We start from the raw sequence: 13,034 nt of genomic DNA on the forward strand, positions 1-13,034 counted from the left end.
TGCTCTTTTTGTAAAATATAATTGTGTTAATATAGTTTTAATCTAAAACTGGTAATGATCCAATTCTTGAATCTTTTAGTGCATTTACTTTCCCAAAATCTACTTGTAATCACACTCTCTGAACATTAATAAATCTAGTAATTTTATTACCATTTTTAGCGGCATCATAAAAAAATGTATAAACTTTTGTATTTAATAAACCAATTAAAGCTTCTCATTGCTTTTGTTTATATGGTGAAAATTCTAATTTAAAACCAGAGGCTAAACTTCCTTTTTTAACTCCCAGATTATTATAAAGTTTCAAATCAGGTAAAATTTTTCGAAATTCTTCACTAACATCTAAATCCTTATTGTCGGCTGTATTAATAATATAAGATTTTAAAATTTCATTATTTTTGATAATATCAATTTGACATTTACCTGCTTCTAATTCAAAACCATCTTCGGTATATTTTTCTTTAATTTCTCCTGGAAAAGTATTTTTAATACTAACAGTTAAACTAACAATTTCAGCATATTCTTCATCTGAATAAACACCAATTTCATCACCAGTTTTGAAACCTAAATCTTTTAAAAATGTGCTGCATTAGCATTTTCTGCCCTATATTTATGAGGTGGTACACCTGTTCTTAACAATTTATTTTTAAAAAGATCATTAATTTTCATTAAGTGATCATCTGCAATAACCGAATATTTTTCACTATCAGATGTATTATCATAGTTTAATTTTTGTAAAATTAAACTTTTACCATCAGTATCATATCAACCTAATAATTGTGCATATTTACTGTCTAATTGTGGTAATGAATAATTATCACATGCAACTGTACTAAGGGTTGCTGTTGTTGATATTCCCACAGTAGCTGTCGTTGCTAATATTTTTTTAAATTTATACAAAACTGTTTCAACAAAATTAAGTATTAATCTACTTTTTTAAATCTATAACAAAACTAGTAATATATTATTGATTAAATTATATATATATATATATGATGTTATTATTACTATTTTAACTTTATAAATAATATAAAAAGACTAATTTTTATATGAATTAAATTAATTAACAATATTTTACATTTTTTTTCTAAACCTACGATATTAAATAATAAAAAATCAAATTTTTGGTAAATCTTAATATTAAAAATTAATATTTATATTAATTTAAAGAAAGAGGTACTTATTAAAAAATGATAAATAATAAAAAGAAAATATTAGAAAAAGAAAGTCTAACTAATAATAAATATAAAACCAAAATTGAAAAATTAAATAAAAAACTACAAGAAACTCTTGATGATTTAAAAGAAATAAGTGATCTCTATGCAAAATCAGAAAGAGATGCATTAGATAAAAGAAAAATAATTATAAATCTTGCAAATAAAATTACAGAATTAGAAACACAGTTAACAGAAACTCAACAACAAGCAGAAATAAAAAATAATAATAAAAAAATTATAATTCCAAAAATAAATTTAATAATACCTGGTGAAATATGTTCTTTAGCAACTGATACAAAAAGTAATCTTTATCTTGGAACTAGAAATAGTTCTTGACATGGTGCTTTTTATAAATGTTTAGCAGGAGAAACAAACTTTAAACCAATATTAGGAATATATGGTGAAATATGAACAATAGCTATTGATAAAAATGAAAATGTTTATATAGGTACTAGAGAAAGTAGTTTTAAAGGTAACGTTTATAAATATCAAAAAAATCAAAATACTTTTAAAAAAATGGATGGTATAAATAAGAGGCTTTTTAATAATCTGTGTATCTTTGTTTTACAAAGTTACTAATTTAGATTAATTCTGTCTTCAAATTTTATCATAAAATGAGCAATTGCTGTATTTCAATTTTGAATAGGCAATGTTCATTTTTTTGTTATATTTTCAATTGCCAAGTAAAATATTTTGAAAACTGCCATATCATTAGGAAAAACTTTTTTATTTCTGATGATTTTTCGTAATTGACTATTAACAGATTCAATAGCATTTGTAGTATAAATCACTCTTTTGATTTCTACTGGATAACTAATAAAAACCATTAAATTATCTCAATTTTTATATCAAGATTTAGTAATTTGAGGATATTGTTTATTTCATTTACTTTCAAACGATTCTAAAGCTTGCATTGCTTGTTCTTCACTACATGCACTATAAATTGGTTTTAAATCTGCAACTAGACCTTTTCGATGTTTGTATGAAACATATTTTAAACTATTTCTAATTTGATGAACAATGCATAATTGATGTTCTGTTTTAAGATAAACTGATTGTATTGCTTCTGACATGCCTGTTAAATTATCACTACAAGCAATAAGAATATCATTTAAGCCACGATTTTTCATTTCTGTGAAATTAGATAATCAAAACTTAGAACCTTCATTTTCACTAATTCATAATCCTAAAACATCTTTTTTGCCTTCTAAATCAACTCCTAATGCTATATAAACTGATTTGTTAATAATCCGTTTATCTTGTCGTACTTTAACTACTATACAATCAAAATAAACAATAGGATAAATACTTTCTAATGGTCGATTTTGTCATGCTTTAACATCATCAATAACATCATCAGTAATTTGACTAATAACACTTTCACTAATATCAGCACCATGATATAACTCTTGCAACTGCATTCTAATGTCAGAAAATGTCATTCCTTTTGCATACAAGGAAAGAACTTGTTGATCAAAACCATCAAATCTTCTTTGCCTTTTAGGAACTATTATAGGAGTAAAATTACTATTGCGATCTCTTGGTACATCAATTTCAATTTTATCTTGTTGAGTTATTAATTTTTTTGAACTTGTACCATTACGAGCATTTTCAGTAGTACTATGTTGATTTTTTTCATATCCTAAATAATTTTGCATTTCAGAATTCAACATTTTTTCAACTAATCTTTTTGTTAATTCTTTATATAAACCGCCAGGTTTAAAAACTGTTGTTAAATCTTCAGTATTTTCTAGTAATAAATCTACTGCTTTTGATATTGGATCATTATTATTAAAGTTATCTTTTTTAGCCATCTGTAACTCACTCTTTCTAGTCATTTAATTATATTTACTAGAATTAATTAAACATAGTTATTTTTGTAAGTTACACAGATTACTAAACATTTCCGCATTGTTTTCAGTTAAAGGTTCAGTTGTTTGTTGAACATTATTTTCATTTTCTAACATTTACATCACCTCTTTATTATTTATTTTCTTTATTAATTTTTCATTTAATTTTGCTAATTTTTTTTGATGTTTGATAATTTTGTTATTTGCTCTAACATGTTTTGGAGTTGTGATAAATCTTTTTAATAAAACAATAATTTCTCTGCAAATTAATGTTCCAACACTTGTTCCAATAATTATTAATTCATGTAAAAATTCTTTCATTTCAATATTTTCCTTTCAACTATTTATTGTTTATTTTTGATTATTCATCAAATTCACCTTTATTAATTCTTTCAATCATTGATTGTGAATTACTTATAACTTCTACTAATACAGATAGTTTTTTTCTAATTCTTCTATTTGTTCTTTATATGTTTTTATTTCATTATTATAATATTCAAGTATTTTTTCTTTATTCATAAATTATTCACCTCCTTTATAAACTTATGTGATTATAATCTCAATTTAATGAAGCATTATCGTGATTTAATGCTACTTCGCTCATATTATCACTACCGTATTGACTAGTTGTTCACTATTAATTGTGAATCTATTATCATTTACTAATCTTGCAGTTTCATCATTAAATGATGTTTCTTGCATTTCTTGAATATGATTTGTAGTTTCCATAGGTAGTAAATTATGGATTATTTCACTTGCACCAGCAATAATAGTAGGTACTGCATAAGCATTATTAAAATCATTATTAATTCCCATTGCTACACCACTTGATATTAAACATCCACCAGTTGCCATATTACAAATCTTTCTTATTGTTTCAAATCTTATTAGATATTAACTCAGTTAATCCACTAATAAGATTTGAAATACCATAAGCATTTAAACTAATATATGTATCTCAGTCCATTAATGACTGATTTTCTTGTTTATTTAATAGTAATCATGGCGGACCTTCTGTTGTAGTTGTAGTAGTTATTGGAATTGGTGTTGTTGGAATAATAGGACTAATATTACTTTCTGTTCATTTACTATAATTTGCTAAACCAATTGTTCCTAAACCTAATAATATTTTTTTAGAACTATTAATTAATTTAGTTTTAGTATTTGGTCTTTGATTTAAATTTCATATATCTAAACCTAACTTTTTACCAAAAAATAAACTATTAATTGAACCTAATACTGGATTTGCAATTACTTGACCATAATAAGCACTTGTACCAATCATTGCACAAATTGGACTTATTCCAGTTCTAATTAATTTAGTTAAAGTATAATTATTTGTTTCCATTTTTATTCTCCTTGTTTTTAATTTTTTCCCATTTTTGGTGATTTTCATCTTATTTTTCTAATTTTTTATTTATTAAGTCTAATTTGAATATTGGCATTTTCTATTCTCCTTTAATTTTGATAACATAATCAATTGTTATATTTTTGTAATTATTAAAATGAGTTTTACATAATCCTAATTTTTTATCTTTTTTAATTGAGCAAACATATATTTCTTGATTACTATTGTTATTTTTACAACCATAACTATCACAATATCATAGTCATTCATAATTATTAATCATTTTATTGTCCTTTAATTTCTAATTTTTTAACTGTTACTTTAATTCAACCTTGATAAACATCATTATCACCAACTATTAATGCAACATTACCTTCGGGGTCAGAAACAATTATGTGTTTTGATTTAACATTTGGATATTCTCTTAAAATAATTGTTCTAATATCATTACTGGTATGAATTGATTTGGGAAATGGTGATAATATTTCAATTTCATCTTTATTTTCAAACAAAGTAGGTAATATTATCATTATTCAAATTCTCCATTTTCTATTTTTATAATCAGTTCTTCACGTATTATTAAATTCGTTGCAATAATTGTTTGTTTTTCTCAATTATCAGTTTCCATAAATAAAGTTTTTAAATATTTAATTAATTTTTCTTTATTCATAATTTAACCTTTCTTTCCTAACTCTTTTATTTTGTTTTTGTTTACATAAGTTATTACATTTATGAGCAAAAACTCTACCATAACCACATTTATTATTCTTTTTAATTTTTATTATCATTATAAAATTCATTACTTTCTAAATATTCTAATATATTTGCATAAGTATCTGCTTTTGATTGAAATCATTTGTCTTCAACTTGATTAAAATTATTATAAAATTCAGATAAAAAAGATACTAATTTTTCTTTATTAATACAATTTTCATGTAATAATTTATCTTCTTTAATACTTTCAATTTTACCTATTTCATTAAATACTCATTGTTCTAACTCTTCTTTATTCATTATTATTTCTCCTTAGTTTTAATTTGATTAGAAATTTCACTTAATATTTTTAATACTTTATATTCATTTTTTAATTCTTTAATAATAAATATTAAAAATATTATTAGTGTTATGCTTGTTATTAATATTGGTACTATTAATAAAATTTTTCATAATATCATTTTTTACTCTTTTCATTTTTTAAATCATTTAACATTAATTGAACAAAATGCACGATTTTTAGCAATATTTAAAGTATTAAAAATTTGACCAGTTACTATAATTTCATCGTTTTTGTTTAATAAAATACAGCGTCTATAAAATTTTGGGTTGTTAAAAATTAAAGTAACATAGTTTAATCCATTTCATTGACCTCTAACACTATAATATAATTCTTTATTACCTTTTTCGTAATATTTTGCTTCAATAGTATTACTTAGTTTTACTGTTAATTTGACATAATTTGCTTTATCTTTCATGTTTATAATTTCCTTAAATAATTATCAAAAATTAATATTTTTTTATGATTTTTTAAATAATATTGAATATGCTTATAAGCATCTTGTTCATGTTTTGTTAATTTTATATTTCCTTTATAATTTGTTATTTTATTTTTATTTTTTGGTTGGTTTTCTAGATAATCTCAGTTGAAAACATCTTGAACTAATACCATTAATGCACCAATGATTTTAGGCGTTGATAATGGATTAGTTAGTAATTGTTTTGAATTTAAAAAGAAATTTTCTACAATAACTAATATTTTTTTATCAATAAATTTTTCTTTATACATATTTTTAGTTCATAAAACAGTTAATGTATTGAATGTTTCATTAAAAACAATATTATTAGTTTCATTTGAATATATAACAATTCCATTATTACCAATTCCAGCGGGGTCAATTCCAATAATTAAATCATATTGCATTAATTAAGTTAACCTCTAATAACTGTTTTAATAATTTCTAAATCACAATTACATCAACAATATTTACATTCTTCAATAAATTCTTTATGACCACAAACTAAATTATCTTTTTTTAAATCATCAATCAGTTTAATTAGTCCTATTTTAAATTCAATATCATCACTGTCTGGTATGCAAATCGTTCCTCTTTTAGTTAAATATTCTTTATCCATATTTATACCTCCTACTTAACCTAATATTTAAAATACAATCATAACAAATCACTTTACTATTTTTATCTCTTAAAAAATATTTTCTTGTTTTTATATCATTAGTATTAAAGAATAAATAATCTAATTTATTTTGTTTACATGTTCAACAAAAATATTTTTTCATTATGAGTTGAAATTTCCTTATAAGAAGTAACTAGATAATTAATTGGTAAATCATCATGTTTATATGGATTATTTATTTTAAAACCTTTTCTGTTTTCTTCTCACGTAATGTTATATTTAAAACAAGGATTAGTAATTTTAGTTTTGTTATCTGTTATTTCACCTATAAATCAACTATTATGCTGTTCATAAAATTTTAATGGTTCAAGTTTTATATCATTAAGATAATATTCTTTTGGAGCAGTTGGTTTATTAACAGTTATTTTTTGGTCTTTAATATATGGTTCTAATAATTTTATTAATTCATTACCACTTAATTCTCTTTTAATATTTTCTAAATTAAAAACTCAATATGTGTAACTGTTATCAACAATAAAAGAATTATTTTTAATCATTCATTTTGGAAGTGATAATTTATATTCAACATAATCAATAAGAATAGATTGTGGTTTATCTTTAACAATTTGTTTTTTTTAAATTCTATTTGTATAATAATCCTTTCCTAATATGTTCTGTTGCTTCTAGCATAAAGAACATATATTTTGATTTTTAGATTATTAATAATACTACTATTCGTTTTATTCATTTCAGCAATTCTGAGCTCAAAAATAAATTGTGAAATTTTAAAAAACATTGAGGCATTCGATTCAATCTTTATTTAATTTGTGTTAAACAAATTAATATTTTAATTGAACCGGCACCGCTCAATTTTTTTTACAAGTTTGAAATTTATTTTCTCGCCCAAAAAAATTTTTCAAAAAAAATAAAAAATAAAACCAACACTTGCTCACTGGTAAGTGGCAAGGTTGGTTAAATAAAGAATAGAATTAATATAATAGGTCCCTACAACAGGTCTATATATACTAGTTTCCAATTCGCTCCCACCCCAAGAATTACCATTACTGGTTAGTATATTTTATTAGGCATCATCCACAATATCTTGAACATATACAATTGTATTTTGTAACATATATCTTTTCATTGCTCTTGGTGTTGCTAAAACAAAAGACATAATTTTAGTTTCATTATTATCAGTAAATGTCATATAATCATCCATTACAATTTGACATAGTACACCTTTAATATATAAATCATTTCCATTTAATCTTAATTGTTGAGCAATCTGATTATCAGTAATTAATCCTTTATTATTAGCTAAATAAACAATACTATCATAAATATTATTAGTAATAAAAAAACGACAATTATTACTATTTCTTAGTTGAAATAAAGTATTTCAAGCATCTAACATTGATTTTAAATATCCTACTGGTGATTTATCAGTAATGTCTATTTTAGTTGCATATTTTGCAATTACATTTGTATCATTATTTGCTAAATAATCTGCTAAGTCATTAGCAACTTCATATTGCATTGTATTTAATAAATTTTGTCCATTTTCAGCATTTAAATCAACATTAGCAATTATTTCACCCGCAACTGCTTCTTCTTTAATTTCTTTTAAAATTTTAATAGTTTCAGCATAACTAACATCTAATCCTTTGCTTTTATCATTTCATTTTAATACTTTAATTTCTGAATTTTTTGGTTTTTTAACTATAAATTCAATTTTTGTTGAATTAACCATTTCGATAGGAAAAAAACTTGCTCATGGTGAATTTGATTGTTTATAAAATTCTATAAACTCTGGTGCTTCTACTAATTTTTCGGTATTATCTAAATTTTTATTGAATTGTATTGCCATTTTTTGATTTCCTTTCTGTTATAAATTATTATTTTTTTTATAATCCAATAATGTACTTTTTATTGAATTTGGTTGATTTGTTATTATTGTTTGTGATTTACCACCCGTATTAATTGTTTCTTTAAATAGTGGTTGTTCTTTAATCATTTTCTTAATAATTTCTTCAATTTTTGAATTTTCTATATTATTTGTTTTAAATTTTAAATAATCATAAAATTCAGTTTTAACTTGATATTTTTTAAATATATTAATCATTTCTTTTTCTTTAATTTCTTGATTAAGTTTATTTAACTTATTTTCTGCTTCATTAACTTTATTTTCTATTTCTTGTGAAGAAGCATTATTTTCAGTTAAAAGTTCAGTTGTTTGTTGAACATTATTTTCATTTTCTGGAATGGCAACCCTTTTTAGGACTATTTTTTGGTAGACATTTGTTTTTGATAACTAATTGGAGTTAGGTAGTTTAGAGTACTGTGAATTCTTATGTTGTTATATCAATTGATGTAATCAAATAATTCTAATTTTAATTGGATTAATGATGTAAAATTTTTATCATTAATAAATTCAATTTTGAAAGTTTTAAAAGTTGCTTCAGCAATAGCATTGTCATAAGGACATCCTTTTTTGCTTAAAGATCGAGTTATGTTGAAAGCTAATAAAAGTTTATCAATAGTTTTATTATTGAATTCATTACCGCGATCAGTATGAAATATTTCAATATCTTTTAAACAGTGATTTGATTGCATAAATGCTTGATATACTAATGATGCATCTTTTTTAACTCCAACACTATGTCCAATAATTTCGCGGTTAAATAGGTTGATTAATAGGCAAATATAGTTTCATTTACCATTAACTTGAACATAAGTTAAATCACTAACAATAACTTCATTTTTAATTCTATTATTAAAGTTTCTATTAACAAGATTGGTTATTTGACTATCATTGACTTTATTATGATAATTTTTGAATGATAATTTAGTGTATTTTGATATTAAATTATGCTTATTCATAATTTCTTTAATTTTTCTGCGTGATAAATAAATTTCTTGGTTTGCTAGTATGACTTTTAATCTTCTAGTACCATAAACTTCTTTATTTTCTTTAAAAGCACTAATAACAGCTTGTTCATAAATATTATTTTGAATTTTATTTTTTTTCTTTAAATTAAAATAATATGTTGATTTAGAGAGTTTTAAAAAATGACACATTGTGCGAATTTTATATTTAGATTTATTATTTGCAATAATCTCTACTTTCTGCCTATTATTAGTGCTGCTTGCTTTAAAATATCAATTTCCATTCGTAACTGTTTTAATTCTTTATTTGCTTGAATTAATTGTTTTTCTAAATCTGAAAGATTATCTTTAGTTTTAAAACTACCTGAATTAGTAAATTGCTTAATTCAATTGTAAGTAGCTGCTCTTGTAACATTGTATTCTTTAACAAGGCAAGATACTGATTTGCCACTTTGATATAAAGCTACTATTTGTTTTTTAAATTCATCTGAATATGAGTTAATAGTGACCATAATTATAATTCCTTTCTTTTAACTAATTTGTTCACTTGTCTATGTAATTAGTGTCCAATAAAGTGTAACCCATCCAAACTCATGTGATTATAATCTCAATTTAATGAAGCATTATCATGATTTAATGCTACTTCGCTCATATTATCACTACCATATTGACTAGTTGTTTCACTATTAATTGTGAATCTATTATCATTTACTAATCTTGCAGTTTCATCATTAAATGATGTTTCTTGCATTTCTTCATTATGATGTGTAGTTTCCATAGGTAGTAAATTATGGATTATTTCACTTGCACCAGCAATTATGGTAGGTACTGCATAAGCATTATTAAAATCATTATTAATACCCATTGCTACACCACTTGATATTAAACATCCACCAGTAGCCATATTACAAATCTTTCTTATTGCTTCAAATTTATTAGGTATTAACTCAGTTAATCCACTAATAAGATTTGAAATACCATAAGCATTTAATGAAATATATGTATCTCAATCCATTAATGACTGATGTTCTTGTTTATCTAATAGTAATCATGGAGGACCCTCAGTTGTAGTTGTAGTAGTTATTGGAGTTGGTGTTGTTGGAATAATAGGATTAATATTATTTTCTGTTCATTTACTATAATTTGCTAAACCAATTGTTCCTAAACCTAGTAATATTTTTTTAGAACTATTAATTAATTTAGTTTTAGTATTTGGTCTTTGATTTAAATTTCATATATCTAAACCTAATTTTTTACCAAATAATAAACTATTAATTGAACCTAATAATGGATTACTTATTACTTGACCATAATAAGCACTTGTACCAATCATTGCACAAATAGGACTTATACCAGTTCTAATTAATTTGATTAAAGTATAATTATTTGTTTCCATTTTTATTCTCCTTTAATTTGTTTTAAATCATTTAATAATTCTATAAATTTTTTCATCTCTTTTGAATAATAATCAATGCTTAAATAATTATCATTTCAATTAAAAATTATATGTGTATCTGAATGTAAAAATTCAACATTATTAATAAATCATAATTTTTCATCTACATTTCATTTAATTAAAAATTCGCGTTTAGTCATGTTTATTCTCCTTTATTTGTTTTTATCAGTTCTCTTATAACATCTAATAAAGAATCTACTACATAAGAATTTAATTCAAATTCATAATTTCTAATTTTAATTTTTTCCTTTTGCATTTGTTTATTCTCCTTTAATTTTCTAATTTTTTAATTGTTACTTTAATTCAACCTTGATAAACATCATTATCACCAACTATTAATGTAACATTACTTTCTGGGTCAGAAACAATTATGTGTTTTGATTTAACATTTGGGTATTGTCTTAAAATAATTGCTCTAATATCATTACTTGTATGAATTGCTTTTGGAAATGGTGATAATATTTCAATTTCATCTTTATTTTCAAACAAAGTAGGTAATATTATCATTAGTCAAATTCACCCTTTTTTATAGAATCTATAATACTAATAATTACCGCTTTTGCTCATCAATTATCACCAGTAAGTTTTAAATATTCATCTAATTTTTTAATTATTTTTTCTTTATTCATAATTTAACCTTTCTTTCCTAACTCTTTTATTTTGTTTTTGTTTACTAAGTTATTACATTTATGAGCAAAAACTCTACCATAACCACATTTATTATTCTTTTTAATTTTTATTATCATTATAAAATTCATTACTTTCTAAATATTCTAATATATTTGCATAAGTATCTGCTTTTGATTGAAATCATTTGTCTTCAACTTGATTAAAATTATTATAAAATTCAGATAAAAAAGATACTAATTTTTCTTTATTAATACAATTTTCATGTAATAATTTATCTTCTTTAATACTTTCAATTTTACCTATTTCATTAAATACTCATTGTTCTAACTCTTCTTTATTCATTATTATTTCTCCTTAGTTTTAATTTGATTAGTAATTTCACTTAATATTTTTAATACTTTATATTCATTTTTTAATTCTTTAATAATAAATATTAAAAATATTATTAGTGTTATGCTTGTTATTAATATTGGTACTATTAATAAAATTTTTCATAATATCATTTTTTACTCTTTTCATTTTTTAAATCATTTAACATTAATTGAACAAAATGCACGATTTTTAGCAATATTTAAAGTATTAAAAATTTGACCAGTTACTATAATTTCATCGTTTTTGTTTAATAAAATACAGCGTCTATAAAATTTTGGGTTGTTAAAAATTAAAGTAACATAGTTTAATCCATTTCATTGACCTCTAACACTATAATATAATTCTTTATTACCTTTTTCGTAATATTTTGCTTCAATAGTATTACTTAGTTTTACTGTTAATTTGACATAATTTGCTTTATCTTTCATGTTTATAATTTCCTTAAATAATTATCAAAAATTAATATTTTTTTATGATTTTTTAAATAATATTGAATATGCTTATAAGCATCTTGTTCATGTTTTGTTAATTTTATATTTCCTTTATAATTTGTTATTTTATTTTTATTTTTTGGTTGGTTTTCTAGATAATCTCAGTTGAAAACATCTTGAACTAATACCATTAATGCACCAATTATTTTAGGCGTTGATAATGGATTAGTTAGTAATTGTTTTGAATTTAAAAAGAAATTTTCTACAATAACTAATATTTTTTTATCAATAAATTTTTCTTTAATTAATTGAAATTTTTCTTTATACATATTTTTAGTTCATAAAACAGTTAATGTATTGAATGTTTCATTAAAAACAATATTATTAGTTTCATTTGAATATATAACAATTCCATTATTACCAATTCCAGCGGGGTCAATTCCAATAATTAAATCATATTGCATTAATTAAGTTAACCTCTAATAACTGTTTTAATAATTTCTAAATCACAATTACATCAACAATATTTACATTCTTCAATAAATTCTTTATGACCACAAACTAAATTATCTTTTTTTAAATCATCAATCAGTTTAATTAGTCCTATTTTAAATTCAATATCATCACTGTCTGGTATGCAAATCGTTCCTCTTTTAGTTAAATATTCTTTATCCATATTTATACCTCCTACTTAACCTAATATTTAAAATACAATCA

General features: G+C 22.5%; 28 protein-coding genes. 1 reads left to right on the top strand and 27 read right to left on the bottom strand.

Features of this window, described 5'->3' with window-relative positions; genetic code table 4:
• Positions 1-37 precede the first annotated feature (37 nt).
• A complete protein-coding gene (locus AAHM95_RS08135; protein ID WP_342274611.1) occupies positions 38-304 on the bottom strand; it encodes a hypothetical protein in 267 nt (88 codons plus the stop codon).
• Between the two features lie 266 nt (positions 305-570).
• Positions 571-897 (bottom strand): hypothetical protein, encoded by a 327-nt coding sequence (locus tag AAHM95_RS08140; protein WP_342274612.1) that lies wholly within the window; start codon positions 895-897, stop codon positions 571-573.
• 290 nt (positions 898-1,187) lie between these two features.
• Here AAHM95_RS08140 and AAHM95_RS08145 point away from each other — a divergent pair, with 290 nt between their 5' ends.
• A complete protein-coding gene (locus tag AAHM95_RS08145) occupies positions 1,188-1,793 on the top strand; it encodes a hypothetical protein (RefSeq protein ID WP_342274613.1) in 606 nt (201 codons plus the stop codon).
• Here AAHM95_RS08145 and AAHM95_RS08150 read toward each other — a convergent pair.
• The 25 genes from AAHM95_RS08150 to AAHM95_RS08270 form a co-directional block, all read right to left on the bottom strand.
• A complete protein-coding gene (locus AAHM95_RS08150) occupies positions 1,790-3,028 on the bottom strand; it encodes an IS256 family transposase (RefSeq protein ID WP_342274701.1) in 1,239 nt (412 codons plus the stop codon). The genes AAHM95_RS08145 and AAHM95_RS08150 overlap by 4 nt on opposite strands.
• 153 nt (positions 3,029-3,181) lie before the next feature.
• Positions 3,182-3,385 (bottom strand): hypothetical protein, encoded by a 204-nt coding sequence (locus AAHM95_RS08155; protein WP_342274614.1) that lies wholly within the window; start codon positions 3,383-3,385, stop codon positions 3,182-3,184.
• 270 nt (positions 3,386-3,655) lie between these two features.
• Positions 3,656-3,919: a hypothetical protein gene (locus AAHM95_RS08160; RefSeq protein WP_342274615.1), complete on the bottom strand. Its 264-nt coding sequence runs from the start codon at positions 3,917-3,919 to the stop codon at positions 3,656-3,658.
• 1 nt (position 3,920) lies between these two features.
• A complete protein-coding gene (locus AAHM95_RS08165) occupies positions 3,921-4,412 on the bottom strand; it encodes a hypothetical protein (protein ID WP_342274616.1) in 492 nt (163 codons plus the stop codon).
• A gap of 100 nt (positions 4,413-4,512) precedes the next feature.
• Positions 4,513-4,695, bottom strand: a complete 183-nt coding sequence (locus tag AAHM95_RS08170) for a hypothetical protein (protein WP_338978120.1) — start codon at positions 4,693-4,695, stop codon at positions 4,513-4,515.
• Between the two features lies 1 nt (position 4,696).
• Positions 4,697-4,942 (bottom strand): hypothetical protein, encoded by a 246-nt coding sequence (locus tag AAHM95_RS08175; protein ID WP_338978122.1) that lies wholly within the window; start codon positions 4,940-4,942, stop codon positions 4,697-4,699.
• Positions 4,942-5,082, bottom strand: coding sequence for a hypothetical protein (locus tag AAHM95_RS08180; RefSeq protein WP_342274617.1), 141 nt, complete (start codon positions 5,080-5,082; stop codon positions 4,942-4,944). The genes AAHM95_RS08175 and AAHM95_RS08180 overlap by 1 nt, the downstream gene beginning before the upstream one ends.
• A 101-nt stretch (positions 5,083-5,183) precedes the next feature.
• Entirely contained in the window at positions 5,184-5,426 is a 243-nt protein-coding gene (locus AAHM95_RS08185; protein ID WP_338975868.1) for a hypothetical protein, read from the bottom strand.
• A gap of 2 nt (positions 5,427-5,428) precedes the next feature.
• A complete protein-coding gene (locus AAHM95_RS08190; RefSeq protein ID WP_338975867.1) occupies positions 5,429-5,587 on the bottom strand; it encodes a hypothetical protein in 159 nt (52 codons plus the stop codon).
• A gap of 3 nt (positions 5,588-5,590) precedes the next feature.
• Positions 5,591-5,884, bottom strand: a complete 294-nt coding sequence (locus tag AAHM95_RS08195; protein WP_281748670.1) for a hypothetical protein — start codon at positions 5,882-5,884, stop codon at positions 5,591-5,593.
• A 2-nt stretch (positions 5,885-5,886) separates the two neighbouring features.
• A complete protein-coding gene (locus AAHM95_RS08200; RefSeq protein ID WP_338978871.1) occupies positions 5,887-6,330 on the bottom strand; it encodes a hypothetical protein in 444 nt (147 codons plus the stop codon).
• 8 nt (positions 6,331-6,338) lie between these two features.
• Positions 6,339-6,542: a hypothetical protein gene (locus AAHM95_RS08205; RefSeq protein WP_281748672.1), complete on the bottom strand. Its 204-nt coding sequence runs from the start codon at positions 6,540-6,542 to the stop codon at positions 6,339-6,341.
• A 134-nt stretch (positions 6,543-6,676) separates the two neighbouring features.
• Positions 6,677-7,099, bottom strand: coding sequence for a hypothetical protein (locus AAHM95_RS08210; protein ID WP_342274618.1), 423 nt, complete (start codon positions 7,097-7,099; stop codon positions 6,677-6,679).
• Positions 7,100-7,623: 524 nt separating this feature from the next.
• Entirely contained in the window at positions 7,624-8,409 is a 786-nt protein-coding gene (locus AAHM95_RS08215) for a hypothetical protein (RefSeq protein WP_342274619.1), read from the bottom strand.
• A gap of 18 nt (positions 8,410-8,427) precedes the next feature.
• The gene (locus tag AAHM95_RS08220) at positions 8,428-8,664 is read right to left on the bottom strand and encodes a hypothetical protein (RefSeq protein ID WP_342274620.1); all 237 of its coding nucleotides are present in this window, start codon (positions 8,662-8,664) and stop codon (positions 8,428-8,430) included.
• Between the two features lie 158 nt (positions 8,665-8,822).
• A protein-coding gene (locus AAHM95_RS08225; RefSeq protein WP_342274621.1) for an IS3 family transposase occupies positions 8,823-9,940 on the bottom strand; the annotation gives its coding sequence in 2 pieces (ribosomal slippage) (positions 8,823-9,670 and positions 9,670-9,940; 1,119 coding nt in all).
• Positions 9,941-9,987: 47 nt separating this feature from the next.
• The gene (locus AAHM95_RS08230; RefSeq protein WP_342274622.1) at positions 9,988-10,824 is read right to left on the bottom strand and encodes a hypothetical protein; all 837 of its coding nucleotides are present in this window, start codon (positions 10,822-10,824) and stop codon (positions 9,988-9,990) included.
• 2 nt (positions 10,825-10,826) lie between these two features.
• On the bottom strand, positions 10,827-11,024 hold the full coding sequence (locus tag AAHM95_RS08235) for a hypothetical protein (RefSeq protein ID WP_342274623.1): 198 nt from the start codon (positions 11,022-11,024) through the stop codon (positions 10,827-10,829).
• A 130-nt stretch (positions 11,025-11,154) separates the two neighbouring features.
• Positions 11,155-11,391 (bottom strand): hypothetical protein, encoded by a 237-nt coding sequence (locus AAHM95_RS08240; protein ID WP_342274624.1) that lies wholly within the window; start codon positions 11,389-11,391, stop codon positions 11,155-11,157.
• Complete coding sequence (locus AAHM95_RS08245) at positions 11,391-11,513, bottom strand: hypothetical protein (protein WP_342274625.1); 123 nt, start codon at positions 11,511-11,513, stop codon at positions 11,391-11,393. Before AAHM95_RS08245 ends, AAHM95_RS08240 begins: the two co-directional genes overlap by 1 nt.
• Positions 11,514-11,613: 100 nt before the next feature.
• A complete protein-coding gene (locus tag AAHM95_RS08250) occupies positions 11,614-11,856 on the bottom strand; it encodes a hypothetical protein (RefSeq protein WP_338975868.1) in 243 nt (80 codons plus the stop codon).
• Positions 11,857-11,858: 2 nt separating this feature from the next.
• On the bottom strand, positions 11,859-12,017 hold the full coding sequence (locus AAHM95_RS08255; RefSeq protein WP_342274626.1) for a hypothetical protein: 159 nt from the start codon (positions 12,015-12,017) through the stop codon (positions 11,859-11,861).
• Between the two features lie 3 nt (positions 12,018-12,020).
• Positions 12,021-12,314 (bottom strand): hypothetical protein, encoded by a 294-nt coding sequence (locus AAHM95_RS08260; protein WP_281748670.1) that lies wholly within the window; start codon positions 12,312-12,314, stop codon positions 12,021-12,023.
• 2 nt (positions 12,315-12,316) lie between these two features.
• Positions 12,317-12,781, bottom strand: a complete 465-nt coding sequence (locus tag AAHM95_RS08265; RefSeq protein WP_281748671.1) for a hypothetical protein — start codon at positions 12,779-12,781, stop codon at positions 12,317-12,319.
• An 8-nt stretch (positions 12,782-12,789) separates the two neighbouring features.
• Positions 12,790-12,993 (bottom strand): hypothetical protein, encoded by a 204-nt coding sequence (locus tag AAHM95_RS08270; RefSeq protein WP_281748672.1) that lies wholly within the window; start codon positions 12,991-12,993, stop codon positions 12,790-12,792.
• Between the last annotated feature and the right edge of the window lie 41 nt (positions 12,994-13,034).

It is taken from the genome of Spiroplasma endosymbiont of Phycita roborella (genome assembly GCF_964031195.1).
GTDB classification, from domain to species: Bacteria; Bacillota_I; Bacilli_A; order Mycoplasmatales; family VBWQ01; genus Spiroplasma_E; species Spiroplasma_E ixodetis_A.